Here is a 26,696-nt window from a genome sequence, read left to right on the forward strand (position 1 = left end):
GCCCGGCACTCTCACAGGAGATTACTCCCCTTCACCCGGGAACAGGAACGGGTTGATCGAGCTGCGGGCAAAGCCCTCCTGCTCCATTTTCGCGTCCAGAATCAGCGAGGCGAGATCGTCAGCGACCGCTTCAACTTTCGGGTCTTTTTCCTGATACAGAATCTTCAGGTAGGTCCCGCAGTCGCCGCAGCTTTCGGCTTTCACCGCCGCTTCTTCATTTTCCAGCGACCAGTAGTTCAGATCGCGCGTCTGCTCGCAGTTGCTGCACTTGATGCGCACCACGTGCCACTCGGTTTCACACAGGTTGCAGTGCAGGTAGCGCAGCCCCTGAGTGGTGCCGATTTGCACCATGCTCGATACCGGCATGGAGCCGCAGACCGGGCAGAACTGACGCGCTTCGCCGTATTCGGCGCGGGCTTTACCCGGGATCAGGCTTGCCATTTGCGCCCAGTAGAGCGACAGCGCAGCCCAAATGAACGGTGCTTTATCGCTGCTGACCAGCGAGAAGTCGGAAGCAAACAGCGCGCTCGCCATCTCTTCCAGCTCCAGTTCGGACGCTTTTTCCAGATTCTCAATGACCGCCAGCGCGGTGCCGCTCATCTCCGGCTTCAGCTCGGCAATCAGCGAATGCAGCAGCTTTTGCCAGTGCTTGTCGCGCGGCAGGACGTGAATGTCCAGCGGCGGCTTGCCCTGCGCGTTGGCTTCTTTGATGCGTGCGGTCAGATCCATTTGCAGCGGGTGGTCATACAGCACCACTTCCTGCGCGTGGGCAACCAGCGCGGCAAAGCGCAGAAAATCACCCAGCGGGTTGTTCTCTGCCAGCTCGCGCAGACGCTCTGCGCGGCGGTTGTAGAGGTTCTTGAGTCTGGGGAATAACAACGGCGGAATATAATCCGCCGTGCGTTTCTCGCTCGACCCCAGCTCATCTTGCGGGATTATGCGAATACTCATTCAGATGACTTTTCCTGTTTCTGGCGGACTTCACGGTACCAGCGCGGGTGATGTTTCTTCGCCCACGTACTGGTTACCCATCCTTCCACCATCGCGGTAATGGTGCCTTTCACCCAGAGGGCGGCGTAGATATGCACCATGATAACCACAATTAACGCCACTGCGGCAAATGAATGCAGCATCAGCGCGAATCGGATCACCGGGATTGAGAAAGCAGGCGCAAAGTACGGACGCCAGATGATCACGCCGCTCACCAGCAACAGGACCAGGAAGATAATCGCCGCCCAGAATACGCATTTCTGGCCGAAGTTATAACGCCCGGTATCACCCACTTCCTCGTTGACGACGATCTTACGAATATTCTTCGCCCAAAAGATATCATCCCGATTGATTAGGTTATGGTGCCAGTAGCGGAAAAACATGATGATGAACGACGCGAACATGATGACGCCCACAAACGGGTGCAGTATACGCGCCAGCTGTGGTGTCCCCATGATCTGCATCAGCCAGTTGAAGGACGGGAAGAAGAACCCCAGCCCGCTTATCGCCGCCAGCATGAAGCAGAAGGCGGTGACCCAGTGGTTGATGCGTTCCGGCGCGGTGTAGCGCACGATGGTGTCACGTTTTCTCATTTGCGCACCTCGTCTTTCTCTTCATGCAGGTTGTCGTCTTCCTCTTCCGCGCGGTTCGGACCAACGCCGACGTAGTGGAAGATGCTCGCTGCGAAGGTGGCAGCAAAACCGACCGCTGCCAGCGGTTTCCAGATGCCTTTCCAGAACTTCACGGTGGCGCTGATTTCCGGGTTCTCCGGCAGGCCGTGGTACAGATTCGGCTTGTCGGCGTGGTGCAGCACGTACATCACGTGCGTACCGCCAACCCCGGCCGGATCGTACAGGCCTGCGTTGTCGTAACCACGGGTTTTCAGCTCGCCCACACGCTCTGCTGCCAGCGTTTTCATATCCTCTTTGGAGCCAAAGTGGATAGCGCCGGTTGGGCAGGTCTTCACGCACGCTGGCTCCTGGCCGACGGTGACGCGGTCAACGCACAGCGTGCATTTGTAGACGCGGTTGTCTTCAGGGTTCAGGCGCGGTACGTCGAACGGACAGCCCGCGATGCAGTAGCCGCAGCCGATGCACTGTTCGGACTGGAAGTCGACGATGCCGTTGGCATACTGAATGATAGCCCCTTCTGACGGACATGCCTTCAGGCAGCCCGGATCCGCACAGTGCATACAGCCGTCTTTGCGGATAAGCCATTCCAGTTTGTCGTTCTGCTCCACTTCCGAGAAACGCATCACCGTCCAGGACTTGGCGGTCAGGTCCGCCGGGTTGTCATACACCCCGACGTTGTGACCCACTTCGTCACGCAGGTCGTTCCACTCAGAACACGCCACCTGACAGGCTTTGCAGCCGATACAGGTGGTCACGTCGATAAGCTTCGCCACTTCCTGCTGGTGGTCCCGCGCCTGAGGCGCGGGCGTGAAACCGTTAGTCGCGGAACGACGGATAATGTCTTGAGATTGATAAGCCATAAGTCGTCTCCGTTACACCTTTTCCACGTTCACGAGGAAGGCCTTAAACTCCGGCGTCTGCGTGTTCGCATCGCCGACGAACGGCGTCAGGGTGTTCGCAATGAACCCTTTCTTCGCCACGCCCTCGTAACCCCAGTGAATTGGGATGCCGATGGTATCCACCTGCTGTCCGTGAACGTTCAGCGTGCGGATACGCTTGGTCACCACCGCCTTGGCTTTGATATAGCCGCGGTTAGAAGAGACCTTCACGGTATCGCCATGGGCAATGCCGAGCTTGCCCGCCAGCTTCTCGCCGATCTCCACGAACTGTTCCGGCTGCGCGATGGCGTTAAGCAGCGCGTGCTTGGTCCAGTAGTGGAAGTGCTCGGTCAGACGGTAGGTGGTGCCCACGTACGGGAACTTGTCCTTTTTACCCAGCGCGTCGAAATCGCCCTTAAAGATACGGGCTGCCGGGTTAGAGACCACGTTCGGGTGCAGCGGGTTGGTGCCCAGCGGCGTCTCAAACGGCTCGTAGTGTTCCGGGAATGGACCTTCCGCCATCTTATCGATAGCAAACAGGCGTCCCATCCCTTCAGGCTGCATGATAAACGGCCCAACGTCGCTGCCCGGTGCGGCAGTGCTGTAGTCCGGAATATCCACGCCGCCCCATTTCGCGCCGTCCCACTTCAGAAGCTGACGCTTCGGATCCCACGGGTTGCCCTGCGGGTCAGCGGACGCGCGGTTATAGAGGATGCGGCGGTTGAGCGGCCACGCCCATGCCCAGCCCAGCGTATTGCCGAGGCCCGACGGGTCGGCGTTATCGCGGTTGGCCATCTGGTTGCCCTTCGGCGTCCAGCTACCGGCAAAGATCCAGCAGCCGCTTGACGTGGTACCGTCATCGCGCAGGTGCGCGAAGGTGCTGAGCTGATCGCCTTTCTTTGCCAGTACGGTGCCGGTGGCCGGGTCGATAACGTCCGCCAGCGCCTTACCGTTGCTCTCCATCGCCACTTCTTCCGGCGCTGGGTTTTCCGGCGTCGAGTAGTTCCAGGTCATGTTCAGCACCGGTTCCGGGTTCGCGCCGCCTTCTTCCGCATACATCTTACGCAGGCGCAAGAAGATACCGGCCAGGATCTCGCCGTCGTTCATGGCGATGCCCGGGGCGTCCGCGCCTTTCCAGTGCCACTGCAGCCAGCGTCCGGAGTTGACGATAGACCCGTTCTCTTCCGCGAAGCAGGTCGACGGCAGACGGAACACTTCGGTCTGAATCTTCGATGGATCGACGTCGTTCGATTCACCGTGGTTCTGCCAGAAGGTTGAAGTCTCGGTATTGAGCGGGTCAATCGTCACCAGGAACTTCAGCTTCGACAGGGACTCAACAACCTTGTTCTTGTTCGGGAACGAGGCAACCGGGTTAAAGCCCTGGCACAAATAGCCGTTCACTTTGCCCTGGTGCATCATCTCGAAATACTGCAGAACGTCGTAACCTTTGTCCCATTTCGGCAGCCAGTCAAAGCCCCAGCTGTTTTCAGCCGTCGCTTTGTCGCCGAAGAAGGCTTTCATCATTGAGACGAAGAACTTCGGATAGTTGCCCCAGTAGTTTACCTGGCCTTCGAGCAGCGGTTTAGGCGTGCTGGCCGTCAGGTAGGTTTGCAGGTCGGTCTGTTTCTCGTTTGGCAGGTTCATGTAACCCGGCAGGCTCTGAGACAGCAGGCCGAGGTCGGTCAGACCCTGAATGTTGGAGTGACCGCGCAGGGCGTTCACGCCGCCGCCTGCCATCCCCATGTTACCGAGCAGGAGCTGAACCATCGCCATGGTACGGATGTTCTGCGCGCCGATGGAGTGCTGCGTCCAGCCGAGGGCGTACAGGAACGACGCGGTTTTGTCTTTCGCGCTGGTTTCGGCGATAAGCTCGCACACCTTCAGGAAGTCTGCCTTCGGCGTACCGCAGATGTTTTCGACAACCTCCGGCGTGTAGCGGGATACGTGCTCTTTCAGCAGGTTCCACACGCAGCGCGGGTGTTGCAGAGTGGTATCGCGCTTAGCAAAGCCTTTCTCATCCAGCTCGTAGTTCCAGCTGGTTTTATCGTATTTGCGTTTTTCGGCGTCGTAACCGCTGAACAGGCCATCTTCGAAGTGGTAATCCTCACGCACGATCAGGCTGGCGTTGGTATAGGCTTCGGTGTATTCGCGGTTATATTTTTCGTTGGTAATCAGGTACAGCAATACGCCTGACAGGAAAGTGATGTCAGTACCTGAACGAATAGGGGTGTAGAAATCCGCCACTGACGCAGTACGCGTAAAGCGGGGATCGATCACAATCAGTTTCGCACCGTTGTGGATTTTGGCTTCCATCGCCCAGCGGAACCCGACAGGGTGCGCTTCAGCGGCGTTACCGCCCATCACCACAATGAGGTTGGCGTTCTTGATGTCGACCCAGTGGTTGGTCATCGCACCGCGACCAAATGTTGGAGCAAGACTTGCTACCGTTGGTCCGTGTCAGACACGCGCCTGGTTGTCGACCGCGAGCATACCGAGTGCGCGCGTAAATTTCTGGGTTAAATAACCGGTTTCGTTGCTGGAAGCAGAGGCACACAGCATCCCGGTGGAGAGCCAGCGGTTGACCGTAACGCCGTCGGCATTCTTCTCAACAAAGTTGGCATCGCGGTCTTCTTTAATGTGTTTTGCGATGCGATCAAACGCCTCTTCCCAGCTGATTTGCTGCCATTTGTCGGAACCAGGCGCGCGATACTCAGGGAATTTGAGGCGGCTTTCGGAGTGGATAAAGTCCACCAGACCGGCCCCTTTCGGGCACAATGCGCCGCGGTTGACCGGATGATCCGGGTCACCTTCGATATGGAAAATAGACGCTTTGGCGTTTTTAGCACCGTCGCCGAGGCTATACATTAACAGCCCGCAACCGACAGAGCAGTACGTACAGGTATTACGGGTTTCACGGGTGCGCAGCAGTTTATACTGCCGCGTTTCCGCCAGCGCTACGCCGGGCGCAAAGCCCAGTGCCGCTGCCGTGGTGCCTGCCATACCGCCAGCGCAGATCTTAAAGAACTGCCTTCTGCTGACCTGCATGGGTCACTCCTTGTTTCGACATTGCTTACATATGGTGTTTTGACTTCGCGGTTGAAGAATGACCGCAAAGGAGAAAAATTTGCGTTAATCCCTCAATTCCACGAGGGATATCATCAGAATACCACAATGTCGGTACAGCTGTTCTAATGGCGTTAATACAAAGTGAACGTATTATCACCATGTTGATTATAAAGTGTGATACCGATCACATTAACAGCTCTGCTTGTTAAAGGGGTGTAGCGGGTGTCGGGTTGCACCGCTTCTAAATGAGTAGGAAAATGATTGTTGAAAAGTTGATCCATACTATGCGTAAAGCCTGTGGATTATGCTGCAATAGCAGGCTCACCTCCGTGGTTGTTCAGGAATACCGCTGTGTCTAAACAAAACCGTGCTCCCCACTCGTCACCTCTGCCTGCGGGCATTGTGGAATTGTCGGTACACAGACCGCCCCACATCACCCATGCCACGCCGGATTTTCTGGCGGAAGAAGTGCCCGTGGCGCTCGTTTACAACGGCATCTCGCACGTGGTGATGATGGCTTCGCCGAAAGATCTTGAGCTGTTCGCCATCGGTTTTTCCCTCTCGGAAGGCATCATTGACCATCCGCAGGAGATCTACGGCATGGACGTGGTGCAGGCCTGCAACGGCCTTGAAGTGCAAATCGAACTCTCCAGCCGCCGCTTTATGGGGCTGAAAGAGCGCCGCCGCGCGCTGGCCGGGCGTACCGGTTGCGGCGTCTGTGGCGTTGAGCAGCTCAATGATATTGGCAAACCCGTTGCACCACTGCCGTTTACTCAGACCTTTAATCTGGCTCACCTCGACCCTGCGCTCGAGCACCTGAACGATGTACAGCCCATCGGCCAGCTGAGCGGCTGCACGCACGCGGCGGCATGGGTGATGCCGTCGGGGGATATTGCCGGGGGGCATGAGGACGTTGGCCGCCACGTGGCGCTGGATAAGCTGCTCGGTCGCCGGGCGCGTGAAAGTGACGTCTGGAAGCAGGGGGCGGCACTCGTTTCCAGCCGCGCCAGCTATGAGATGGTGCAAAAATCCGCGATGTGCGGTGTGGAAATTCTGTTTGCGGTCTCAGCCGCAACGACGCTGGCGGTGGAGGTGGCGGAGCGCTGCAACCTGACGCTGGTGGGCTTCTGCAAGCCGGGAAGGGCAACCATTTATACCCATCCACAGCGATTAATCGTTAATCAATAATTTTGAATGATATTAGCAAATCCTTCCGCTTTTAGTTGTTCGTGATGAGGTCTAGTATTTATCTCATCAAGGCACGGTGCCTTACCTAAACAACTTAATGAAAGGGTTAAAACACATGAATAGCATCAAAACTTTTGTCGCTGTAATCGCTCTGGCTACTTCTTTCGGTTCTTTCGCTGCGCAGACCGTAACCGCAACCGCATCAACCATTGATGGTGCAGAAGCTAAAATCGCGGCTCAGGCTCAGGAAGCGGGTGCGTCATCGTACAAAATTACCCAGGCGTTCTCAGGTAACCGCGTACACATGACTGCTGAACTGACCAAATAAGTCGTGTAGCCACTGTCCCTCGCTCTTCGGAGCAGGGACAGGTTGTTCTTCTGCTCCCCTCTGCTTTACTTCCGTCCGTCTCCTCCCAAAACAGTTATGTCCTCCAGGATAATCCTGATAAACAAAATAAAAAAGTAAGAATCCGGTTTCTTATGTTACGTTTGTTTAAAAAACAACAATCCTATAAATAATTTAAATAAATGGTCTGGCCAGTTAATTTTCAACATTTTTTTGGTGAATGTTTTTGACGGCTATAAGCCGGTGTTTTGAGTTTTGCATACAAAATAATTATTGTTGATCTTGAGAATTAAGGAATTCCTCAGGTGCTAATCCTAAAAGATTTTAGGGTTATTGATCTGACCTATCTGTAATGCTACTTTCTAAAATAATGTTTAGTTGTAACCCATCAGGCCAAATATTAATTATTTGGCATATTTTGTATTTCACTTTTATAAGGAAATTAAATGAACGCGATGTTCAAAAAAGGAATGCTGGCGTCCGCGCTGGCTGTCGTGGCGTCCTCTGCTATGGCCGCTTCAAGTGTTGATATTCAGGTGACCGGTAAAATCGTTCCCGCTTCCTGTACGCCTGCATTTATTAGCGGTGGTGGTATCGCCGATTATGGCACGATAAGAGTGTCTTCACTGAATGCCACGTCGGCTACACCATTGGCGGATGTTAAAATTATTCCTATCTCCATTACCTGCGATGAGGCCACCCGCGTTGCAGTAACGTTTAATGATGCCCATGCAGATTCAGGACCCACTCAAGCTTTGCCGACATATTTTATTGATACGGAATTTGGGCGACAGGCGTACCAAACCGCAGGGCTGGGTATGTACAATGATAAGAAAATTGGTGCCTATTCATTAGCGATTCAGATGACGAAAGGCGCTGTCACGAATGACGCTGGCGATGAACTGTATCCTACCGCTTCGCGCGATAACGGAGCAACCTGGGCAACAACAGGCGGAGAGCGCTATTTAAAAGTTAACACAGACAAAAGCGAATTATATTCCTTCAGTGACACTTTGGGCGGCACGCCTGTCGCACAAACCAAGGTTAACTTTAACGTGGGTGTTGCCGCGATGATTAACCCAACAGACGATTTAAATATCACGGATGAAGTCACGCTGGACGGCTTAACCAACGTTGAGCTGGTTTACCTGTAATCGCCCCCGCGCGTCATGAAATACCTGACACCTCACTCCGGTGGGGTGTCATTTATCAATATTAATGGACTAATATTATGCTGCTTTTAAAGAGAACGCTGATCTGTGCCTGCCTGCTGGCCTCATTTAACGGTATGGCTGCGGGAATGGTGCCGGATACCTCGCTGCTTATTGTCAATGAAGACGAGCAGGGAGCCAGCATGGATGTCAAAAACACCGATGCTGACGCACAGCTGCTGTACACCAAAATTATCGATCTCCCGGATGACCCAAAACCTGGCCTGATTGCCACGCAGCCGGTTGTGCGCGTAGATGCGGGTAAAACCCAGCGCGTACGCTTTGTGCTGAAAAGCAGCGCCGAGCCGCTGAAAGTGGAGCATTTCAAGCGCGTCATTTTTACCGCCATCCCGCAGCGTGAAAAAAACAAGGTCAAAGTGGTATTTAGCCAGAACCTTCCCGTCATTATTCACCCGGCCGGCCTGGCGGTAAATATTGAACCCTGGAAGGCACTTACCTGGCAAATTAAAAATGGCAACGTCACGGTGGAGAACACTACGCCTTATATCGTCCGGATGGAGCCAAAGGTAAAATTAATGGCGTCAGGAACGGTTGCCAAACTGGGTAAGTCTTATATCCTTCCGGGCGAAAAAATGACGGCCAGCGCACCAACCAATATATCAGCATCCGAAAAACAAATCGAAATCTATCCAGCAACGCGCTATGGCTATAAGGCGAGCAGTTATATTGCCGACCTTAAGCAATAAAATTACTTAACGGTACATGGAGTAGTTATGTTAAACGGTTCCTGTAAAAAGGGAATGCTCGTGTTTTGCCTTAGCGCGCTGGCATTTAATATTCGGGCTGGAATTTCCTCTACGGCAAATGACTCTCTGGAGCTGGCGCGAGCCATATTTGATGGTGAAGCTTTAAAAAACAATGGCCTTGATCCGGCCATTGCGGATTACTATTCCCTTGCTCCCCGTTTTACCCCTGGCTACCATAATGTGACGGTTAATATTAACGGTAAGCCGCGCAATATTATGCCTGTGAAATTTGATGAAGAAGGAACGCCCTGTATTGATAAAGATTTTCTGGAAAACGCAGGTCTGATTAAACAGATAAAAAGAGGGGCCTGCCCGAAGATTCATCAATACTGGTCCGGGTCAACGATTCAGACGTCACCCGATATTGAAGAAATATCGGTGGTCGTTCCGCCGGAAGCGGTGGATCCTGATTACGGCCGCCAGTTCGCAGAGGTAAGCGGCGGACGTGCAGCCATGCTGAATTACTCCATGTTCGGCACCCATAATCAATATGATGGTGACAACGCCGACCGTTTTCAGTCGACCTTTGAAATGGGCTTTAACGCCGGCGACTGGATTGTACGCAGCACGCAGTTTATTAGCGACGGCAGCGATCAGGGTTTTGACGTCGAGTCTCTCTACACCTATGCCCAACGTACCTTTACCGATTACGGCATCATGGTGCAGGGCGGCCAGATTAACGTCGCCAACAGCCGCTTCAGTATCCCGAGTATTTACGGGGTCCAGATGATGCCGGATACCGCACTCGCTTCCCAGGCGGGTACAGGCGTCGAAGTCAGCGGTATTGCCCGTAATCCGCAGGCGCGCGTCGATATCCGCCAGGGCGGACAGCTCATCTACTCTACGTTGGTTCCCGCCGGGCCGTTTAACTTAGATGATGTGCCGCTGGCTAATCTTAATACCGACCTGAACGTCACCGTGACCGAGACAGACGGCAGTGAAAACCGGTTTACCGTCTCGGCGAGCACATTTCGCAGCAACCACGTGGGACGCGCCCCGGGCTTTACGCTGGCTGTGGGTCGCGTTGAAGACATGGACTCGCGCTTTGAAAACCCGTGGGTGGTTTCTGCCAACAACGGCTGGTCTATCAACAAGCGCATGAATTTCCTGGCCGGTATGGTCATGGCGGATAACCACTATTATGGCTTCTCCGGCAACCTGGATACCGTACCCATGCAGAACCTGTATGCCTCGTTGGGTTTTCTGGCGTCAATTGACAACCAGACGCAAACCGATGGCAACAAAACGACGCTGGATCTGGGCTATGCCCTGCCGTACGGCATCGGCATTTCGCTGGGCGGCAGCTACGGCACGCCGGATTATCGGGAGATGCAGGAACTCTACGGCGACGATGATGATATGTCGCAAACCAAATACGACTCTAACGTCGGCATCAACTGGTCAAACGCGACGCTCGGCCGCTTCTCTCTAAGCTATTACCGCAATGAGAGCTGGGACAGCGAGTATGACAGCCGCCGGTTTATCACCTCGTGGTCGCAGACCTTTAAGTATTTCAACGTGAGCGTGAACTGGGAGTCGGACGTTAGCCGGAACGACAGCAGCGACAACGATCAGTTTTACGTGAACGTGTCGATCCCGCTGGGGCGGTCCGGGGTGACGACCAGCTCCTGGTATCGCGAGAGTGAAGGTAAGAGCTCCTACGGCACGCGCGCGATGGGGTCACTTAATACCGAAAACCAGTACACGGTAGGCGTGACGCAGGATCATGACGAGAACACCACCAGCTGGGATAGCTCGCTGAACAGTAATCTGCATTACACCAACCTGGCGCTGGCGGCAGGTGGCGATAACGACAACAACACCAACTACTCTGCAGCGTTAAGCGGTGGCATTGTCGCCCACAGCGACGGGGTGACCTTCTCGCCTTATCGGGTTACCGATACCTATGCCATTGCCAGACTGGATAAACCGGTGGCCGGCATCGAGTTAGACACCTCACGCGGTGCAGTATGGACCGATAAATGGGGTCAGGCGATTATTCCTGCGCTGACGCCGTTCCGTGAAAGCTCGATTGAGATCAACACGGAAAGTCTGCCAGGCAATCTGGACGTGAGAAATGGCCGAACGGCGATCAAAGCGTCTCACGGCGCCGTGGCGAAGTGGGAATTTGCGACGTTAAGCCAGCGCCGCGTGCTGCTCAATATTCAACGTGCGGACGGCACGCCGCTGCCGGAAGGGGTCTCCATTGTGAACGGCGCGGGTGAATACGTGACGAGCGCACCCGAAGACGGCGTGATCTTCCTGAACGATATCTCCGCCAGCCAGGCGCTGTATGCGAAGCTGGACGACAGACGCTGCAAGCTGACGTACACCCTGCCAGAGGCGGAACCGAATAAATTCTATGAAGAGGTGACAGGGAAATGTCTCTAAATAACGTTCGTAAATGCGCGCTGATGATCGCATTACTCTGCGGCGCGTCGACGCTACCGGCGGTTGCCCGGGCCGATGATGGCGACTGCGACATGATGTCTGCAGTGAAGAAAGTCGATTATGGACGCTACCGTAAGGAGGATATGCGGCAGGCCTCCACTGAACATGTTGGTAAGGTCTATAGCGGTTATGCCTCGGTAACGCGCGAGTTTCAGGTTTCGGTCCTGTGCCCGGATCCGCGCAAAATGCGCATCTTCATTGACGGTGCAGCCCGACAGAACATGGCGTATCGCTTTACGGACAGCGGCGCGATGAAAATTGAATTCAAGGATGGGCGAGTTGACGGGAGTCCGGTGCAACTGGCTGCGGTCGATATTGGTGCGGTTGCCGTTCAGGGGGGCGCATCACAGGTTACGCTGAAGCCTGAAAAAGCCCTGGCTGCGGTTAACGGCACTGAAGTGGTGGGCGAGCAGTTCACCGCCACTATGATGATCACGACCTATCTTTCTGATGAGGCATTTAGCGTCACCAACACCACTGATTTTAACGAGACGCTAACGCTTAACGTCGATACGCTCCCGGCGCATTAATCCCTCGGGTACCCGACAGTTCGGTTCTGTCGGGCATTTCTCTTAGTGGAGACCCGCCAGACGCAATAACGCCGTCACCACCGCTGCTGCGACGATCACCACGATTAACGGCATCTTTCTCCAGGCCAGAAACACCGCAAACGCCACGCCCAGCACGCGCGCCATTCCTGCGAAATGTTCGCCTTCATAAAACGTGGTCGCCAGCGCCACGGAAAAAAGCAGCACTGTTGCCGCGTCCGAAAGCAGCGCCTGAGAGCGTTCTGACAGTGCCAGCCTGTTCCCCAGTTTCGCCCCGCCAAGGCGCATCAGATACGTTCCCGCAGACAACATGGCGATGCCGAGAATAAAAAACGTCATATTTCCCATTATTTTTTCCTCGCAGCAAGACCCAGTAAAGAGAGCAGCACCGGTAATCCTACCGGGGCAAACGGCACGGCAGCCAGTGAAAGCGCGGCCCCGCTGCAGGCGCGGATCAGCGTGGTACGGTTTTTAAATGCGGGAACCACCAGCGCCAGCAATATGGCCGGAAATACCGCATCCAGGCCGATGGTTTCCGGGTCAGGTAACAGTTTGCCAACCATTGCGCCCAGCAGCGCACCGAGCGGCCAGACGATGGCGACGCCTAAGCCGCACAGCCAGTAGGCGGCCTTACGCTGCTCGGCGGTTTTTTGCGACAGGCCAAACACCACGCTTTCGTCGTTCATGATGTGGCAGCCCAACAGGCTCAGACCGCGCTTACCCACCAGCTCACGAACCGTCACGCCAAACGGAACGTGCCGCGCGTTGACCAGCAACCCCGCGGCTGCGGCCGCCAGCGGGTTACCGCCGCTTGCTACAATGCCGATAAACATAAACTCTGACGCGCCCGCGAGTACGGTGATGGAGAGTACAAACGGTACCCAGACCGGGAAACCGTAGGCCATCGCCAGGGAGCCGTATGACATTCCGACCACGCCGACCGCGAGGCAGACCAGGATGATTGCTTTTATGGTGTCGCCTTTCAGGCAAGAGAGATGATGCTTCATACATTTTTAGCCATAACGAACGTGTATCCATTATAATGAACGCAACAGATGTGTTTTTCAAGATGAACGATTCGTTCGATTTATAGAACAAAGAGGCCGTTATATGACGCAGCCGATCAGCCTGATCGCCAAAAGTCTGGTGCGGGAACGCCTGCGAACCGGGCTTTCACTGGCGGAAATTGCCCGCCGTGCCGGGATCGCAAAATCCACCCTTTCCCAGCTGGAGTCCGGCAACGGTAACCCTAGCCTGGAAACGCTGTGGTCGCTTTGCGTGGCGCTGGATATACCTTTCGCCCGCCTGCTAGAGCCGCAGCTGCCGACTACGCAGGTGATCCGCCGTGGTGAAGGGACGAAAGTGGTTGCCGGGCAGGCTAATTACGAGGCTATTTTACTGGCAGCATGCCCCCCCGGCGCGCGCCGCGATGTCTATCTTCTGATGACCCAGCCGGGCGCAGATCGTATTTCTCAGCCGCATCCGCCGGGCTCGGTTGAGCATATTATTGTGACGCAGGGACGGGCGCTGGTCGGCCTGCTTGACGCGGCGGAAGAGCTCGGCGCAGGGGATTACATCTGTTACCCCGCCGACCAGCCGCACATCTTTAAGGCCCTGGAGCCAGACACGTACGCGCTGCTGGTGGCGGAACAAAACTAACCCAACAATGCTGCCGTCATCGCGGCAGTATCCTCCGTTAACCTCCTGAGTGAATTACCCATTTTGGCTTTTGTCAGAATGTGAATAACCTTATAAAAACTACGGCATTGATAATCATTTTCAATATCATTTAATTAACTATAATGAACCAACTGCTTACGCGGCATTAACAGCTGTGCCGCCCGACAATAATGGAGAGGATTATGAGTTATACACTGCCATCCCTGCCGTATGCCTACGACGCACTGGAACCGCATTTCGACAAGCAGACGATGGAAATCCATCACACTAAACACCACCAGACCTATGTGAACAACGCGAACGCCGCGCTGGAAAGCCTGCCTGAGTTCGCTAACCTGTCTGCTGAAGAGCTGATCACCAAGCTGGACCAGCTGCCAGCGGACAAGAAAACCGTTCTGCGTAACAACGCTGGCGGCCACGCTAACCACAGCCTGTTCTGGAAAGGCCTGAAAACCGGTACCACCCTGCAGGGCGACCTGAAAGCGGCTATCGAGCGCGACTTCGGTTCCGTTGACAACTTCAAAGCGGAATTCGAAAAAGCTGCTGCAACCCGTTTCGGCTCTGGCTGGGCGTGGCTGGTTCTGAAAGGCGACAAGCTGGCGGTGGTTTCTACTGCTAACCAGGACTCCCCGCTGATGGGTGAAGCGATCTCTGGCGCATCCGGCTTCCCAATCCTGGGTCTGGACGTATGGGAACACGCTTACTACCTGAAATTCCAGAACCGTCGCCCGGACTACATCAAAGCCTTCTGGGACGTGGTGAACTGGGACGAAGCAGCAGCACGTTTCGCCGCTAAAAAATAAGGTTGCATTGACGCCTGTGAGAAGCGAGTCTTATGACTCGCTTTTTTTGTATCTGTATACCCGTCATACTTCAAGTTGCAGGTGCGTTGGCTGCGTTCGCTCACCCCAGTCACTTACCTGAGTAAGCTCCTGGGGATTCACTCTCTTGCCGCCTTCCTGCAACTCGAATTATTTAGGGCATAAAAGGAGCAGCGATGCATTATCCGGTGAATGTATTTACAGGCAAGGTAAGGGAGTACGACGGCAGCCGCCCGAGTGCCATCGCCAAAATTCAGGTCGACGGTGAGCTGACGTTAACCGACCTCGGGCTTGCGGGTGACGAGCAGGCCGAAAAGAAAATCCACGGCGGGCCCGAGCGCGCGCTGTGCCACTATCCTCGCGAACACTATCAGCACTGGAGAACCGAGTTTCCCGAGCAGGCGGACCTCTTCGTCGCCCCCGCGTTTGGCGAGAATCTTTCCACCGAAGGGCTGACCGAAAAGAACGTGTTTATCGGTGATATCTATCGCTGGGGCGATGCCCTGATTCAGGTGACGCAGCCGCGCTCGCCGTGCTTCAAGCTCAACTACCATTTCGGCATTCAGGATATGTCTGCCCAGCTGCAAAACGCGGGCAAAACCGGCTGGCTGTACCGCGTGGTGCTGGCTGGGCAGGTTTCAGCGGACGCGCCGCTTGAGCTGGCGTCGCGGCTGAGCGATGTTTCGGTGTATGATGCCTGCGCCATTGCGTGGCATATGCCGTTTGACGACGAGCAGTACCATCGCCTGCTGTCGGCGGCGGGGTTATCGACCAGCTGGACGAGAACGATGCAGAAGCGGCGCGTAAGCGGCAAGATCGAGGATAATTCTCGGAGATTGTGGGGGAAATAGCCCACGGAAGAGTGTAGGCCGGGTAAGGCGAAGCCGCCACCCGGCATTTTTGCCTCTGCGCTGTTATTGCCCGGTGGCGCTGCGCTTACCGGGCCTACAATACGGTGCCAGAGAACTACGAACGCTTGTACAACGGCAGCCACAGCGTTAACCGCAACCCGCCCAGCGGGCTGTCGTCGGCTTTCACCCAGCCGCGGTGCTGCTGCATGGCGGTTTCAACAATCGCCAGACCCAGTCCGGTACCACCCGATTCCCGGTCGCGTGCCTCATCGGTACGATAGAACGGACGGAAAATCTGCTCGCGGTCTTCCGGGCTCACGCCGGGGCCGTCGTCGTCGACAATGACGGTGATCCCGTCTTTATCCACCGAGAACGCCACCTCAATCTTCGTATGCGAGTAGCGCAGGGCGTTACGCACGATGTTCTCCAGCGCGCTTTCCAGCGTGTTGGGGTTACCGTACAGCGGCCACGGGCCCGGCGGGAAGTTGACGGTGAAGGATTTACCCATCTGTTCCGCTTCGAACGCCGCGTTGTCCAGCACCTCATGCCACAGGTGATTGGCTTTCACCGTTTCGCTCACCAGCGCGTTTTTCTGCTGATTGCGCGACATCACCAGCAGGTCGTTGATCATGCTGTCCAGGCGATGCGCTTCCGTCTCAATACGCTCCAGTTCTTTGCTCTCACCGCTGCGGCGGCGCAGCAGCGCGGTGCCAAGCTGCAAGCGCGTAAGCGGGGTACGCAGCTCGTGGGAGATATCCGACAGTAAACGTTGCTGGGCCGTCATCATGCGATCGAGCGCGCTCACCATCTGGTTAAAACTGGTTCCGGCGGCCAGGAACTCCTGCGGCCCGGATTCCAGTTCAGGGTGTTGTCGCAGGTTACCCTGCGCCACCTCATCGGCGGCATTCTTCAGCTTACGCGCCGGTTTTGCCAGGCTCCACGCCAGCCATAACAGCAGCGGCGAGCTGACCAGCATGGTGACAATCAGCAGCAGGAGAGGACGGTCAAACAGCAGGTTAATAAAATCAGACTGGGAGTTGCTCGCCGGACGGATCAGGTAGAGCTGATAATTATCCTCCCCGTCCCTGACGGAGAAAGGCCCCACCATCTCTACGCGGCCATATTTCTTCTTCTGGGGATGATCGGCGTTATCCGCCTGGCCAATAAAGTTGCGGATAATCTGCATTTCATTGCGATCGGCCCCAATGACGCGGCCTTCGCTGGTCACCAGCAGCAGGCGTTGTCCGGGCGGCGCCCACTTGTCGATAGCGCGAAACAGCCTGCGCCACCACATTAAATCGTTCGGCGGATCGTTTGCCAGCTCGGCTTCCACGTGCTGTTCGATCATCACGCCCTGACGTTGCTCGCTGTCGAGAAGCTCCGTCATCTGGCGTGAGTCGAGTTTTGGCAACATCAGTACGAGCATTAAAACCAGTGCCAGCGTCAGCCAGAAGATGGCGAAGATGCGGGCGGTTAAGCTTCCTATCATGAAGCGGAAACCATCAGATAACCGCGACCACGCAGGGTTTTAAACCATGGATGACCGTCTTTACGCTCCGGCAGCTTACGGCGCAGGTTAGAGATGTGCATGTCGATGGCGCGGTCAAACGGGGTCAGACGTTTGCCCAGCACTTCCTGACTTAAGTGTTCACGCGATACCACCTGGCCGAGGTGCTGCGCCAGCAGATACAGCAGGGTGAACTCCGTGCCGGTCAGTTCCAGCGTCTGGCCATCAAAGCTCGCTTCCTGACGGCCCGGGTTCAGGCTCAGGGAGTCGACTTCAAGAGTAGGTGAGCTGTTGTCGGTATTTTGCTGCTGCTCGCTCCAGTGGGAACGACGCAGGATAGCGCGAATACGGGCAACCAGTTCACGGTCGTTAAACGGCTTCGGTAAATAGTCATCCGCGCCCAGCTCAAGGCCGAGTACGCGGTCAAGTTCGCTGCCGCGTGCGGTCAGCATAATAACGGGGGTCTGGTGTGTCTGGCGAAGCTCTTTCAACGTATCAATGCCGTTTTTCTTCGGCATCATCACGTCGAGCAAAAGTAAATCGATGCTGTCGTCAAGGAGACTCAGCGCCTGCTCGCCATCATGGGCAACCAGGACGTTGAAACCTTCCATGTCGAGCAACTCCTTTAAAAGGGATGTGAGCTCTCGGTCATCATCAACTAACAGGATTTTATTCATTGTTTAAATACCTCCGAGGCAGAAATTACGACATCAAGGCCGTCTAATCCATGACTTTACGTTGTTTTACACCCCCTGACGCATGTTTGCAGCCTGAATCGTAGACTGTCTCTCGTTGAATCGCGACACGAAAGATTTTGGGAGCAAGTGATGCGCAAAGTTACCGCTGCCGTCATGGCCTCAACGCTGGCGTTCAGTGCGTTTAGCCAGGCTGCTGTAGCTATCATCAGCGATAACAGTCCCTTACAAGAGGGTGTAACGCAGAACAGCAGCCAAAGCCATATGTTTGACGGCATAAGTTTAACCGAACATCAGCGTCAACAGATGCGAGATCTGATGCAGAGGGCACGACACGAGCAGCCTCCTGTTAATGTTAGCGAAATGGAGACAATGCATCGCCTTGTCACCGCAGAAAATTTTGACGAAAGCGCTGTACGCGCTCAGGCCGAAAAAATGGCACAGGAACAGGTTGCCCGTCAGGTAGAGATGGCGAAGGTCCGCAACCAGATGTTCCACCTGCTAACGCCCGAGCAGCAAGCGGTTTTGAACACCAAACATCAGCAGCGAATGGACCAGCTGCGTGAGGTTGCACGGATGCAGCGAAGCTCAGAAACGACGTTTTTCAGTAGCAATAGCAGTACCCGTAGTAACCAGTAAACCCTGTTTTCCTTGCCATAGACACCATCCCTGTCTTCCCCCACATGATGTGGGGGTTTTTTTTGCCTGTCATTCTCTATTGTTAACCGTTTATTCACCCTTCGACTCCTCATGCTTCCGTTATAATAGCGGCATGACATGACAGGAGCGTTTATGAATCAATCCTATGGAAGACTGGTCAGCCGGGCCGCCATCGCGGCGACCGTTATGGCATCCAGCCTGTTACTGATTAAAATCTTTGCCTGGTGGTACACCGGCTCGGTCAGTATTCTGGCGGCGCTGGTGGATTCGCTGATGGACATTGCCGCCTCATTGACCAACCTGCTGGTCGTGCGTTACTCGCTGCAGCCAGCGGATGAAGAGCACACCTTTGGGCACGGTAAAGCGGAGTCGCTGGCCGCGCTGGCGCAAAGTATGTTTATATCCGGTTCTGCGCTGTTCCTGTTTCTCACCGGCATTCAGCATCTCGTCTCGCCGACACCGATGAACGATCCCGGCGTGGGCGTCGTTGTAACGGTCGTTGCGCTTATATGCACACTTGTTCTGGTAACGTTCCAGCGCTGGGTGGTTCGCAAAACGCAAAGTCAGGCTGTACGGGCGGATATGCTTCATTATCAATCTGATGTTATGATGAATGGGGCTATTCTTATTGCGCTCGGTCTGGCCTGGTATGGCTGGCATCGGGCCGATGCGTTGTTTGCGTTAGGGATTGGTATCTATATTTTATATAGTGCCCTGCGGATGGGGTATGAAGCGGTGCAATCACTGCTTGACCGCGCCCTCCCGGACTCAGAACGCAATGAAATTTTTTCCATCGTGACCTCCTGGCCCGGCGTCAGCGGTGCACACGATCTTCGAACGCGGCAGTCAGGGCCGACCCGCTTTATTCAGATTCATATTGAAATGGAAGACAACCTGCCACTGGTACAGGCTCACGTTATTGCTGAGCAGGTCGAGCAGGCGATTTTGCAGCGTTTTCCTGGTTCAGACGTCATCATTCACCAGGATCCCTGCTCGGTTGTACCCGGTCATGTTGGGCTTTCGTAATTCGTTGTAAAAAAGTGAGCCAGGCCAGCATTTTGTGTATAAATTACCGCCATTTGGTCTGACCTGAATCAATTCAGCTGGAAGGGATTGATATACTATTTGCAGTATTCGTTGGTCGATAAGTTTCTTCCGGCAACAGATTTCAATTTTGCATTCCTAAGTTCAGAGGTAGTCATGATTAAGAAAATCGGTGTGTTGACAAGCGGCGGTGATGCGCCGGGCATGAACGCGGCAATTCGTGGTGTTGTCCGTGCAGCGCTGACGGAAGGCCTGGAAGTTTTTGGCGTTTATGACGGTTATCTGGGCCTGTATGAAGATCGTATGGTCCAGCTCGACCGTTACAGCGTGTCTGACATGATCAACCGTGGCGGTACTTTCCTCGGTTCTGCACGCTTCCCGGAATTCCGTGATGAACACGTTCGTGAAGTGGCTATCGAAAACATGAAGAAACGCGGCCTGGACGCCCTGGTGGTTATCGGGGGTGACGGCTCCTATATGGGTGCAAAACGTCTGACCGAAATGGGTTTCCCGTGCATCGGTCTGCCGGGCACCATCGACAACGACATCAAAGGCACTGACTACACGATCGGCTTCTTTACTGCACTGGGTACCGTTGTTGAAGCGATTGACCGTCTGCGTGACACCTCGTCTTCTCACCAGCGTATCTCTATCGTTGAAGTGATGGGCCGTTACTGCGGCGACCTGACGCTGGCGGCAGCCATTGCGGGCGGTTGCGAATTTATCGTCGTGCCAGAAGTCGAATTTAGCCGTGAAGATCTGGTGGCTGAAATCAAAGCGGGCATCGCGAAAGGTAAAAAACACGCGATCGTGGCGATCACCGAGCACATCTGTGACGTTGACGAGCTGGCGAAGTACATCGAAGCCGAAACCAAACGTGAAACCCGCGCGACCGTACTGGGTCACATCCAGCGTGGCGGTTCCCCAGGCCCTTACGACCGTATTCTGGCGTCCCGTATGGGCGCGTACGCTATCGATCTGCTGCTGCAGGGTCACGGCGGCCGCTGCGTCGGTATTCAGAACGAAAAACTGGTTCATCATGACATCATCGACGCGATTGAAAACATGAAGCGTCCGTTTAAAGGTGACTGGCTGGACTGCGCGAAAAAACTGTACTGATCGATGTTGATTGCCCGGTGGCGCAGCGCTTACCGGGCCTACAAAAGCACGACTCGTAGGCCGGGTAAGGCGTCGCCGCCACCCGGCTTTTTTATGCGCGCACGCTTTTTTATTCCACTACGTTATAGCCAATCTTTTTTTATTCTTTAATCCTCGATTCGCTTTCTGGCACGCTGCATTCATCAAAACACTACATAAGAGAGCTGGGCGATGAATAAATGGGGCGTGGGTTTTACATTATTGCTGGCATCGACCAGCGTTCTGGCTAAGGACATCCAGTTACTGAACGTGTCATACGACCCGACGCGTGAACTGTACGAGCAATACAACAAAGCGTTTGCAGCACACTGGAAGCAGGAAACCGGTGACAATGTCGTGGTTCGCCAGTCTCACGGTGGCTCCGGCAAGCAGGCGACCTCGGTTATCAATGGTATTGAAGCCGACGTGGTGACCCTGGCGCTGGCCTACGACGTCGACGCGATCGCCGAGCGTGGCCGCATCGACAAAAATTGGATCAAACGCCTGCCGGATAACTCCGCGCCATACACGTCCACCATTGTTTTCCTGGTACGTAAAGGCAACCCGAAACAGATCCATGACTGGAATGACCTGATCAAACCGGGCGTTTCTGTGATTACCCCGAACCCGAAAAGCTCTGGCGGCGCTCGCTGGAACTACCTGGGCGCGTGGGGCTACGCGCTGCACCACAACAATGGCGACCAGGCCAAAGCGCAGGAATTTGTGAAAGCGCTGTATAAAAACGTTGAGGTGCTGGACTCCGGCGCGCGTGGCGCCACCAACACCTTCGTCGAGCGCGGGATTGGCGACGTGCTGATCGCATGGGAAAACGAAGCCCTGCTGGCCACCAACGAGCTGGGTAAAGACAAGTTTGAGATCGTCACCCCAAGCGAGTCTATTCTGGCTGAGCCGACGGTTTCCGTGGTCGACAAAGTGGTTGAGAAAAAAGATACCAAAGCGGTGGCGGAAGCGTACCTGAAGTATCTCTACTCGCCAGAAGGCCAGGAAATTGCAGCGAAAAACTTCTACCGTCCACGCGATCCGGCCGTTGCGAAGAAATACGAAAGCGTATTCCCTAAGCTGAAGCTCTTCACCATTGATGACGAGTTCGGCGGCTGGACGAAAGCGCAGAAAGAGCACTTCTCTAACGGCGGCACTTTCGACCAGATCAGCCAGCGCTAACCATTAGCCCATGACACGAAAACCCGGCGTGAGAAATCCGCCGGGTTTTTTATTTGGTCATCATTTTGCGTTACTCTTTTGCCTCTATTGAAAACAGGGAACGCGTTGTGAAAAAAATTATCTTATTGATCCTCATTGTCATCGCCCTTGCCGCTGGCGGCTGGTACTGGATGAAGGCGGGTAATCCGAATGCGTTGCGACATATCGTTCTCGACCAGTGTGTGCCGAATCAGATCCAGAACCGTAACCCGGCGCCGTGTGCGCAGGTGAAAACGGATGCAGGCTATGTGGTATTTAAAGATCGCAACGGGCCGCTGCAGTACCTGCTGATGCCGACATATCGCATCAACGGTACCGAGAGCCCGCTGTTAACCGACGCTCATACGCCGAACTTTTTCTGGCTGGCGTGGCAGTCGCGCAGCTTTATGACCCTGAAGCGTGGATCCGAAGTGCCTGACAGCGCCATTTCGCTGACGATTAACTCCCCGACAGGGCGCACGCAGAACCATTTCCATATTCATATCTCCTGCCTTCGCCCGGACGTGCGCGAGAAGCTCAACGCGGCGCAGGGCGAAATCAGCACCCAGTGGCTGCCGTTCCCGGGTGGGCTGGAAGGGCATGAGTATCTTGCTCGTCGGGTGACGGAAAATGAGCTGGTTCAGCGCAGTCCGTTTATGATGCTGGCGGAAGAGCTGCCGGAGGCGCGCGACCATATGGGGCGCTTTGCCCTGGCGATGGCGCAGCAGTCGGACGGCTCGTTCGTTTTGCTGGCGACAGAGCGTAACCTGCTCACGCTTAATCGCGCGTCAGCGGAGGAATTACAGGATCATCAATGCACTATCCTGAAATAACCCCACCATAAATCGCGTTTACTCGGGCGGCCTGTCACCGTAGACTTGCTGAAAAATTCTACAGGAGACAGGTATGTCGCTCTGGTTAACGTATCCTCTGCTGCTGCCCTCACTGATCGTTGGCGTCACCATCGTGCTGTGGGCGACGTCGCTGTTGCCGGAATTTATCACCGCGCTGCTGTTCTTCACGGCGGCGATGACCGCCAGAATCGCCCCGCCGGAGGTTATCTTCGGCGGTTTTGCCTCGTCAGCTTTCTGGCTGGTATTCAGCGGCTTTGTTCTCGGCGTGGCGATCCGTAAAACCGGCCTGGCGGACAGGGCCGCCCGGGCGCTGTCGGCAAGGCTCACTGACTCCTGGATGATGATGGTGGCGAGCGTGGTGCTGCTGAGCTACGCGCTGGCGTTTGTGATGCCGTCAAACATGGGGCGTATTGCGCTGCTGATGCCGATTGTCGCGGCGATGGCAAAACGCGCCGGTATCGCCGACGGCTCCCGCGCCTGGTTCGGGCTTGCGCTGGCCGTGGGGTTCGGGACTTTCCAGCTTTCGGCGACGATTCTGCCCGCTAACGTACCCAACCTGGTGATGAGCGGCGCAGCCGAAGGTTCGTACGGTATTCACCTGAACTATGTCCCGTATCTGCTGCTGCACACGCCGGTGCTCGGTATTCTCAAAGGCCTGATTCTGATTGGCCTTATCTGCTGGCTATTTCCCGGCAATCCAAAACCGCAGAAGGAACAGGCGCCGTCTGAGCCTATGGGGCGGGATGAAAAGCGTCTTGCCTGGCTGCTGGCGGTGGTGCTGGGGATGTGGGTGACGGAGAGCTGGCACGGCGTGGGGCCCGCGTGGACGGGGCTGGCGGCCTCGGTCATCGTCATGCTTCCGCGCATCGGTTTTATCACCGGCGAGGAGTTCTCGGCGGGGGTGAATATGCGCACCTGTATTTACGTCGCAGGTATTCTCGGGCTGGCCATTACGGTGACGCAGACCGGTATCGGTTCGGCCGTAGGCGAGGCGTTGCTCCATATCATGCCGCTGGATGCAGACAGGCCGTTCACCAGTTTCCTGGCGCTGACCGGTATTACCACCGCGCTCAACTTCATTATGACCGCCAACGGCGTGCCGGCGCTTTACACCACCCTGGCGCAGAGCTTCTCGGACGCGACCGGTTTCCCGCTGCTGTCGGTGATCATGATTCAGGTGCTGGGCTATTCCACGCCGCTGCTGCCGTATCAGGCGTCGCCGATTGTGGTGGCGATGGGCTTGGGGAAGGTGCCTGCGAAGGCGGGGATGCTGCTCTGTCTGGCGCTGGCGATTGCGACCTATCTGGTGCTGCTGCCGCTGGATTATTTGTGGTTTAGCGTGTTAGGGAAGTTGTAGGTTTTTTGTAGGGCGGGCAAGCGCAAGCGCCACCCGCCACAAAGGCAATTACGCCTGTTTAGCCGCTTCTGCCGCTTTAACGATCACCGCGAAAGCGTCAGCTTTCAGGGATGCACCGCCAACCAGCGCGCCATCGATGTCTGGCTGGGTGAACAGCTCAGCAGCGTTGGAGGCGTTTACGGAACCGCCGTACTGGATGATCACTTGCTCAGCGACTTTTGCGTCGGCTTTAGCAATGTGGTCACGAATGAATTTGTGAACCGCCTGAGCCTGCGCAGGGGTTGCCGATTTGCCGGTACCGATCGCCCAGACTGGCTCGTATGCGATGACCGCGCCTTCGAACGCTGCCGCGCCCTGGGTTTTCAGCACGGCGTCGATCTGACGTGCGCACACTTCTTCGGTTTTACCCGCTTCGTTTTCCGCTTCGGTTTCACCGATGCACAGAACCGGGATCAGACCCTGCTCTTTCAGCACGGCGAATTTCTTCGCGATGAACTCATCGGATTCTTTGTGATAGGTGCGACGCTCGGAGTGGCCGATGATGATGTATTTCGCGCCGATATCTTTCAGCATTTCAGCGGAGGTTTCACCGGTGAACGCGCCAGACAGGTTAACGTCAACGTTCTGCGCGCCCAGAATGATGTGGCTGCCGTCAGCGGCGTGTTTAGCCAGATCCAGGTACATATCTGGCGGAGCGATAGCAACCGCGCAGCCGGTTACGCCAGCCAGCTCTTTACGCAGGTTCGCAACCAGCTCGTTTACCATATGGCGGCTGCCGTTCAGTTTCCAGTTACCCATCACTAAAGGATGTCGCATTTCAATTCTCCACGCTAAATAAGCGAATTAAGGAATATGGCCACCCTGTCGGGCAGCATGGTCTGTGAATCAGTATAGAGATTTTCCCTCGAAAGGCTTTGCTTTTTGTCATTAATTCGCCCCGCCGAGGGTGTCAGATAGTGCCAGCTTAATCGGTTCAACAGCGAAGGTCAGTCCTTTTTCGCCGTTGTCCGCCACAACATAGCGGATCGCGCCTTCGGTATCGGCGTAGTAACGCTTGTTTTTCCCGGCGGTAAGGAGTTTTTGCAGCTTTTGCTGACTTTGCTTTTTCGTCAGCGCAGGGGTAAAGGCCTGCAATACCGCGCTCATGTACTCCAGCGCTTTCGCCTTAGCGGCTTTCTGCTCTGGTCCCTGTATCGGCAGCCAGGTGATTTGCATGCTTTTAATTTTTAACGTACCGCGCTCCAGCGCCGTGGAGGCATACAAATTTTCATTTATCTTGCTTGCCGCACGCGTCAGTGTAGGGGTATCGCGTGAGCCATCAATCGCGCGAAACTCATCCAGCGGCAGCGTGGGGTTGGTCTGATTGAAGGTTTCACGAAACTGGCTGATGGATTGATCGAACGACGGCGCGCCCGCCAGCAGATACGGTGCTGTGGTCGGGGCGCTGGTTTCGGCGGCGTGCAGGGGATAACCCACGCTGAGCAGCGCTAAACACAGGAAGAGAGAACGTGCCGAACTTTTCATCAACATTGCCCCTGGCCGTAAGTGCTCATGATTAAAACGATATCTGGTCGGCTTGTCAAAAGGTCACAACTCCAGGGTAAAATGCGCGCTATACGATAATAAGGAACCTTACATGACCATACAGCAGTGGCTGTTTTCGTTCAAAGGGCGTATTGGACGCCGTGATTTCTGGATCTGGATGGTGACGTGGATTGTCGCCATGCTGCTTCTGTTTTTCGTTGCTTACAATGCATGGCTGAGCACGCAAACGGCGGCCTTCGCGCTGGTCTGCCTGCTATGGCCAACGGCGGCGGTTGTCGTAAAGCGTCTGCACGATCGCGGACGTTCCGGCGCGTGGGCATTTCTGATAATTCTGGCGTGGATGCTGGTGGCGGGAAACTGGGCGATGCTTCCGTCCATCCTGCCGTGGGTTGTGGGCAGGCTGCTGCCGTCGGTCATCTTTGTGATGATGATTGTCGATCTGGGCGCGTTTATTGGCACCCAGAGCGAAAATAAATACGGTAAAGATACCGTTGAGGTGAAGTACCGCTGATCACCAGTAGTGTTCGGCGGTCATATGGCCCGGTCGGCGGCGAAGATGTTTCGTCATCTGCCGGGTATCCTTCAGAAGCTGCTGCGTGTCCCGCACCATCTGCGGGTTACCACACAGCATGACGTGGCTGGTTTCAGCGTTCAGCGGCAGGCCCACCGCGTTTTCCAGGGCGCCACTCTCAATTAACGCCGGTACGCGGCCGGTAAGCGCTCCTGCTACGGTTTCGCGGCTGACCACCGTCTGAATCTTTAACTTCCCGCCGTACTGCTGTTCAAGCGCCTGCATCTGCGGCAGGTAGCTCAGGTCTGCGGCGTAGCGTGCAGCGTGAACCAGCACGATGTTTTTAAAGCGTTCCAGATCTTTGCCGTACTGCAAAATAGAGAGATAAGGGCCGATGGCCGTACCGGTTGCCAGCATCCAGAGCGTGTCGCAGTCAGGGATCTCTTCGAGAACAAAGAAGCCTGCTGCTTCACTCACAATTTGCACCTCGTCGCCGGGCTTAAGCGCGGCAAGCCGCGGGCTGAGTTTACCGTCAGGAACGGTGACCAGATAGAACTCGAGATCCGGGTTATCAGGCGCGTTAACGTAAGAGTATGCGCGCTGCACGCGCTCGCCGTCGACATCCAGCCCCAGCTTCGCAAATTGCCCGGCTTTAAACGGGTGAACGGGAGCATGTACGGTGAGACTAAATAGCGCATCGGTCCAGAACTGTACCTTTGTGACTTTACCTGTTACCCAGTCCGCCATGATCTTCTCC

Annotated in this window: 27 protein-coding genes; 16 read left to right on the forward strand and 11 right to left on the reverse strand. The window is 55.3% G+C overall.

Annotation, left to right across the window (positions count from 1 at the left end; all coding sequences use genetic code 11):
* Positions 1–21 precede the first annotated feature (21 nt).
* The 4 genes from fdhE to fdnG are packed head-to-tail and all read right to left on the reverse strand — an operon-like array spanning position 22 to position 5,545.
* Positions 22–951 (reverse strand): formate dehydrogenase accessory protein FdhE, encoded by a 930-nt coding sequence (fdhE, locus tag N037_RS07125; protein WP_023333878.1) that lies wholly within the window; start codon positions 949–951, stop codon positions 22–24.
* Positions 948–1,583 (reverse strand): formate dehydrogenase cytochrome b556 subunit, encoded by a 636-nt coding sequence (gene fdoI, locus N037_RS07130; RefSeq protein WP_008501832.1) that lies wholly within the window; start codon positions 1,581–1,583, stop codon positions 948–950. Before fdoI ends, fdhE begins: the two co-directional genes overlap by 4 nt.
* Positions 1,580–2,482: a formate dehydrogenase subunit beta gene (gene fdxH, locus N037_RS07135; protein WP_008501831.1), complete on the reverse strand. Its 903-nt coding sequence runs from the start codon at positions 2,480–2,482 to the stop codon at positions 1,580–1,582. The genes fdoI and fdxH overlap by 4 nt, the downstream gene beginning before the upstream one ends.
* Positions 2,483–2,494: 12 nt before the next feature.
* A complete protein-coding gene (gene fdnG, locus N037_RS07140) occupies positions 2,495–5,545 on the reverse strand; it encodes a formate dehydrogenase-N subunit alpha (protein WP_156369713.1) in 3,051 nt (1,016 codons plus the stop codon).
* A gap of 372 nt (positions 5,546–5,917) precedes the next feature.
* On the opposite strand from fdnG, the gene fdhD reads away from it, so the two are divergent.
* The 6 genes from fdhD (at position 5,918) to N037_RS07175 (ending at position 12,059) form a co-directional block, all read left to right on the forward strand.
* A complete protein-coding gene (gene fdhD, locus N037_RS07150) occupies positions 5,918–6,754 on the forward strand; it encodes a formate dehydrogenase accessory sulfurtransferase FdhD (protein ID WP_032639940.1) in 837 nt (278 codons plus the stop codon).
* A 115-nt stretch (positions 6,755–6,869) separates the two neighbouring features.
* Positions 6,870–7,082, forward strand: a complete 213-nt coding sequence (locus tag N037_RS07155) for a DUF1471 domain-containing protein (protein WP_032639988.1) — start codon at positions 6,870–6,872, stop codon at positions 7,080–7,082.
* A 464-nt stretch (positions 7,083–7,546) separates the two neighbouring features.
* On the forward strand, positions 7,547–8,254 hold the full coding sequence (locus N037_RS07160; RefSeq protein ID WP_032639942.1) for a DUF1120 domain-containing protein: 708 nt from the start codon (positions 7,547–7,549) through the stop codon (positions 8,252–8,254).
* A 77-nt stretch (positions 8,255–8,331) separates the two neighbouring features.
* Complete coding sequence (locus N037_RS07165) at positions 8,332–9,018, forward strand: fimbria/pilus chaperone family protein (protein WP_032639945.1); 687 nt, start codon at positions 8,332–8,334, stop codon at positions 9,016–9,018.
* Positions 9,019–9,045: 27 nt separating this feature from the next.
* Positions 9,046–11,469, forward strand: a complete 2,424-nt coding sequence (locus N037_RS07170; protein ID WP_032639947.1) for a fimbrial biogenesis usher protein — start codon at positions 9,046–9,048, stop codon at positions 11,467–11,469.
* The gene (locus N037_RS07175) at positions 11,460–12,059 is read left to right on the forward strand and encodes a hypothetical protein (RefSeq protein WP_032639949.1); all 600 of its coding nucleotides are present in this window, start codon (positions 11,460–11,462) and stop codon (positions 12,057–12,059) included. Before N037_RS07170 ends, N037_RS07175 begins: the two co-directional genes overlap by 10 nt.
* Positions 12,060–12,101: 42 nt before the next feature.
* On the opposite strand, the gene N037_RS07180 is transcribed toward N037_RS07175, so the two are convergent.
* Both N037_RS07180 and N037_RS07185 read right to left on the reverse strand, forming a co-directional pair.
* Complete coding sequence (locus tag N037_RS07180; protein WP_023333871.1) at positions 12,102–12,425, reverse strand: AzlD domain-containing protein; 324 nt, start codon at positions 12,423–12,425, stop codon at positions 12,102–12,104.
* The gene (locus N037_RS07185; RefSeq protein WP_023333870.1) at positions 12,425–13,084 is read right to left on the reverse strand and encodes an AzlC family ABC transporter permease; all 660 of its coding nucleotides are present in this window, start codon (positions 13,082–13,084) and stop codon (positions 12,425–12,427) included. Before N037_RS07185 ends, N037_RS07180 begins: the two co-directional genes overlap by 1 nt.
* Positions 13,085–13,187: 103 nt before the next feature.
* Between N037_RS07185 and N037_RS07190 the strand changes: the two genes are divergently transcribed.
* The 3 genes from N037_RS07190 (at position 13,188) to yiiM (ending at position 15,429) form a co-directional block, all read left to right on the forward strand.
* The gene (locus N037_RS07190) at positions 13,188–13,736 is read left to right on the forward strand and encodes a helix-turn-helix domain-containing protein (protein WP_023309744.1); all 549 of its coding nucleotides are present in this window, start codon (positions 13,188–13,190) and stop codon (positions 13,734–13,736) included.
* Positions 13,737–13,939: 203 nt separating this feature from the next.
* Positions 13,940–14,560 carry a superoxide dismutase [Mn] gene (gene sodA / locus N037_RS07195; protein ID WP_004203668.1) on the forward strand — a complete coding sequence of 207 codons (621 nt, stop codon included), beginning with the start codon at positions 13,940–13,942 and terminating at the stop codon, positions 14,558–14,560.
* A 194-nt stretch (positions 14,561–14,754) separates the two neighbouring features.
* Complete coding sequence (gene yiiM, locus N037_RS07200; protein WP_032639951.1) at positions 14,755–15,429, forward strand: 6-hydroxyaminopurine reductase; 675 nt, start codon at positions 14,755–14,757, stop codon at positions 15,427–15,429.
* 115 nt (positions 15,430–15,544) lie between these two features.
* Here yiiM and cpxA read toward each other — a convergent pair whose 3' ends face one another.
* On the reverse strand, positions 15,545–16,918 hold the full coding sequence (cpxA, locus tag N037_RS07205) for an envelope stress sensor histidine kinase CpxA (RefSeq protein ID WP_023333867.1): 1,374 nt from the start codon (positions 16,916–16,918) through the stop codon (positions 15,545–15,547).
* Positions 16,915–17,613, reverse strand: coding sequence for an envelope stress response regulator transcription factor CpxR (cpxR, locus tag N037_RS07210; RefSeq protein WP_006179159.1), 699 nt, complete (start codon positions 17,611–17,613; stop codon positions 16,915–16,917). Before cpxR ends, cpxA begins: the two co-directional genes overlap by 4 nt.
* 150 nt (positions 17,614–17,763) lie before the next feature.
* Between cpxR and cpxP the strand changes: the two genes are divergently transcribed.
* From cpxP to N037_RS07240, 6 genes are all read left to right on the forward strand, one after another.
* Entirely contained in the window at positions 17,764–18,270 is a 507-nt protein-coding gene (cpxP, locus tag N037_RS07215; RefSeq protein WP_023333866.1) for a cell-envelope stress modulator CpxP, read from the forward strand.
* Positions 18,271–18,423: 153 nt separating this feature from the next.
* Positions 18,424–19,317 carry a CDF family cation-efflux transporter FieF gene (fieF, locus tag N037_RS07220; RefSeq protein WP_023333865.1) on the forward strand — a complete coding sequence of 298 codons (894 nt, stop codon included), beginning with the start codon at positions 18,424–18,426 and terminating at the stop codon, positions 19,315–19,317.
* A gap of 174 nt (positions 19,318–19,491) precedes the next feature.
* Positions 19,492–20,454, forward strand: coding sequence for a 6-phosphofructokinase (gene pfkA / locus N037_RS07225; RefSeq protein ID WP_023309696.1), 963 nt, complete (start codon positions 19,492–19,494; stop codon positions 20,452–20,454).
* Between the two features lie 210 nt (positions 20,455–20,664).
* Positions 20,665–21,654, forward strand: a complete 990-nt coding sequence (locus tag N037_RS07230; RefSeq protein WP_023333864.1) for a sulfate ABC transporter substrate-binding protein — start codon at positions 20,665–20,667, stop codon at positions 21,652–21,654.
* Positions 21,655–21,761: 107 nt separating this feature from the next.
* The gene (locus tag N037_RS07235) at positions 21,762–22,505 is read left to right on the forward strand and encodes a CDP-diacylglycerol diphosphatase (RefSeq protein ID WP_032639953.1); all 744 of its coding nucleotides are present in this window, start codon (positions 21,762–21,764) and stop codon (positions 22,503–22,505) included.
* Positions 22,506–22,578: 73 nt separating this feature from the next.
* Positions 22,579–23,883 (forward strand): SLC13 family permease, encoded by a 1,305-nt coding sequence (locus N037_RS07240; RefSeq protein ID WP_032639954.1) that lies wholly within the window; start codon positions 22,579–22,581, stop codon positions 23,881–23,883.
* A gap of 48 nt (positions 23,884–23,931) precedes the next feature.
* Here N037_RS07240 and tpiA read toward each other — a convergent pair whose 3' ends face one another.
* A complete protein-coding gene (gene tpiA, locus N037_RS07245) occupies positions 23,932–24,699 on the reverse strand; it encodes a triose-phosphate isomerase (protein ID WP_014172206.1) in 768 nt (255 codons plus the stop codon).
* 111 nt (positions 24,700–24,810) lie between these two features.
* Positions 24,811–25,407, reverse strand: coding sequence for a DUF1454 family protein (locus N037_RS07250; RefSeq protein ID WP_032639956.1), 597 nt, complete (start codon positions 25,405–25,407; stop codon positions 24,811–24,813).
* Positions 25,408–25,519: 112 nt separating this feature from the next.
* Between N037_RS07250 and N037_RS07255 the strand changes: the two genes are divergently transcribed.
* Positions 25,520–25,939 carry a DUF805 domain-containing protein gene (locus N037_RS07255; RefSeq protein WP_023333860.1) on the forward strand — a complete coding sequence of 140 codons (420 nt, stop codon included), beginning with the start codon at positions 25,520–25,522 and terminating at the stop codon, positions 25,937–25,939.
* Here the strand turns inward: N037_RS07255 and fpr are convergent, their stop codons facing one another.
* On the reverse strand, positions 25,940–26,686 hold the full coding sequence (gene fpr, locus N037_RS07260) for a ferredoxin--NADP(+) reductase (RefSeq protein WP_023333859.1): 747 nt from the start codon (positions 26,684–26,686) through the stop codon (positions 25,940–25,942).
* Positions 26,687–26,696 lie beyond the last annotated feature (10 nt).

The sequence above is a fragment of the Enterobacter sp. EGD-HP1 genome (assembly GCF_000733275.2).
Taxonomy (GTDB): domain Bacteria; phylum Pseudomonadota; class Gammaproteobacteria; order Enterobacterales; family Enterobacteriaceae; genus Enterobacter.

Bases quoted from the DNA above. Each gene is read 5' to 3' on its own strand.
- fdhE (WP_023333878.1), bottom strand. From the start codon at position 951: ATGAGTATTCGCATAATCCCGCAAGATGAGCTGGGGTCGAGCGAGAAA.
- fdoI (WP_008501832.1), bottom strand. From the start codon at position 1,583: ATGAGAAAACGTGACACCATCGTGCGCTACACCGCGCCGGAACGCATC.
- fdxH (WP_008501831.1), bottom strand. From the start codon at position 2,482: ATGGCTTATCAATCTCAAGACATTATCCGTCGTTCCGCGACTAACGGT.
- N037_RS07155 (WP_032639988.1), top strand. From the start codon at position 6,870: ATGAATAGCATCAAAACTTTTGTCGCTGTAATCGCTCTGGCTACTTCT.
- N037_RS07160 (WP_032639942.1), top strand. From the start codon at position 7,547: ATGAACGCGATGTTCAAAAAAGGAATGCTGGCGTCCGCGCTGGCTGTC.
- N037_RS07165 (WP_032639945.1), top strand. From the start codon at position 8,332: ATGCTGCTTTTAAAGAGAACGCTGATCTGTGCCTGCCTGCTGGCCTCA.
- N037_RS07170 (WP_032639947.1), top strand. From the start codon at position 9,046: ATGTTAAACGGTTCCTGTAAAAAGGGAATGCTCGTGTTTTGCCTTAGC.
- N037_RS07175 (WP_032639949.1), top strand. From the start codon at position 11,460: ATGTCTCTAAATAACGTTCGTAAATGCGCGCTGATGATCGCATTACTC.
- N037_RS07180 (WP_023333871.1), bottom strand. From the start codon at position 12,425: ATGGGAAATATGACGTTTTTTATTCTCGGCATCGCCATGTTGTCTGCG.
- N037_RS07185 (WP_023333870.1), bottom strand. From the start codon at position 13,084: ATGAAGCATCATCTCTCTTGCCTGAAAGGCGACACCATAAAAGCAATC.
- N037_RS07190 (WP_023309744.1), top strand. From the start codon at position 13,188: ATGACGCAGCCGATCAGCCTGATCGCCAAAAGTCTGGTGCGGGAACGC.
- sodA (WP_004203668.1), top strand. From the start codon at position 13,940: ATGAGTTATACACTGCCATCCCTGCCGTATGCCTACGACGCACTGGAA.
- yiiM (WP_032639951.1), top strand. From the start codon at position 14,755: ATGCATTATCCGGTGAATGTATTTACAGGCAAGGTAAGGGAGTACGAC.
- cpxA (WP_023333867.1), bottom strand. From the start codon at position 16,918: ATGATAGGAAGCTTAACCGCCCGCATCTTCGCCATCTTCTGGCTGACG.
- cpxR (WP_006179159.1), bottom strand. From the start codon at position 17,613: ATGAATAAAATCCTGTTAGTTGATGATGACCGAGAGCTCACATCCCTT.
- cpxP (WP_023333866.1), top strand. From the start codon at position 17,764: ATGCGCAAAGTTACCGCTGCCGTCATGGCCTCAACGCTGGCGTTCAGT.
- fieF (WP_023333865.1), top strand. From the start codon at position 18,424: ATGAATCAATCCTATGGAAGACTGGTCAGCCGGGCCGCCATCGCGGCG.
- pfkA (WP_023309696.1), top strand. From the start codon at position 19,492: ATGATTAAGAAAATCGGTGTGTTGACAAGCGGCGGTGATGCGCCGGGC.
- N037_RS07230 (WP_023333864.1), top strand. From the start codon at position 20,665: ATGAATAAATGGGGCGTGGGTTTTACATTATTGCTGGCATCGACCAGC.
- N037_RS07240 (WP_032639954.1), top strand. From the start codon at position 22,579: ATGTCGCTCTGGTTAACGTATCCTCTGCTGCTGCCCTCACTGATCGTT.
- tpiA (WP_014172206.1), bottom strand. From the start codon at position 24,699: ATGCGACATCCTTTAGTGATGGGTAACTGGAAACTGAACGGCAGCCGC.
- N037_RS07250 (WP_032639956.1), bottom strand. From the start codon at position 25,407: ATGAAAAGTTCGGCACGTTCTCTCTTCCTGTGTTTAGCGCTGCTCAGC.
- N037_RS07255 (WP_023333860.1), top strand. From the start codon at position 25,520: ATGACCATACAGCAGTGGCTGTTTTCGTTCAAAGGGCGTATTGGACGC.
- fpr (WP_023333859.1), bottom strand. From the start codon at position 26,686: ATGGCGGACTGGGTAACAGGTAAAGTCACAAAGGTACAGTTCTGGACC.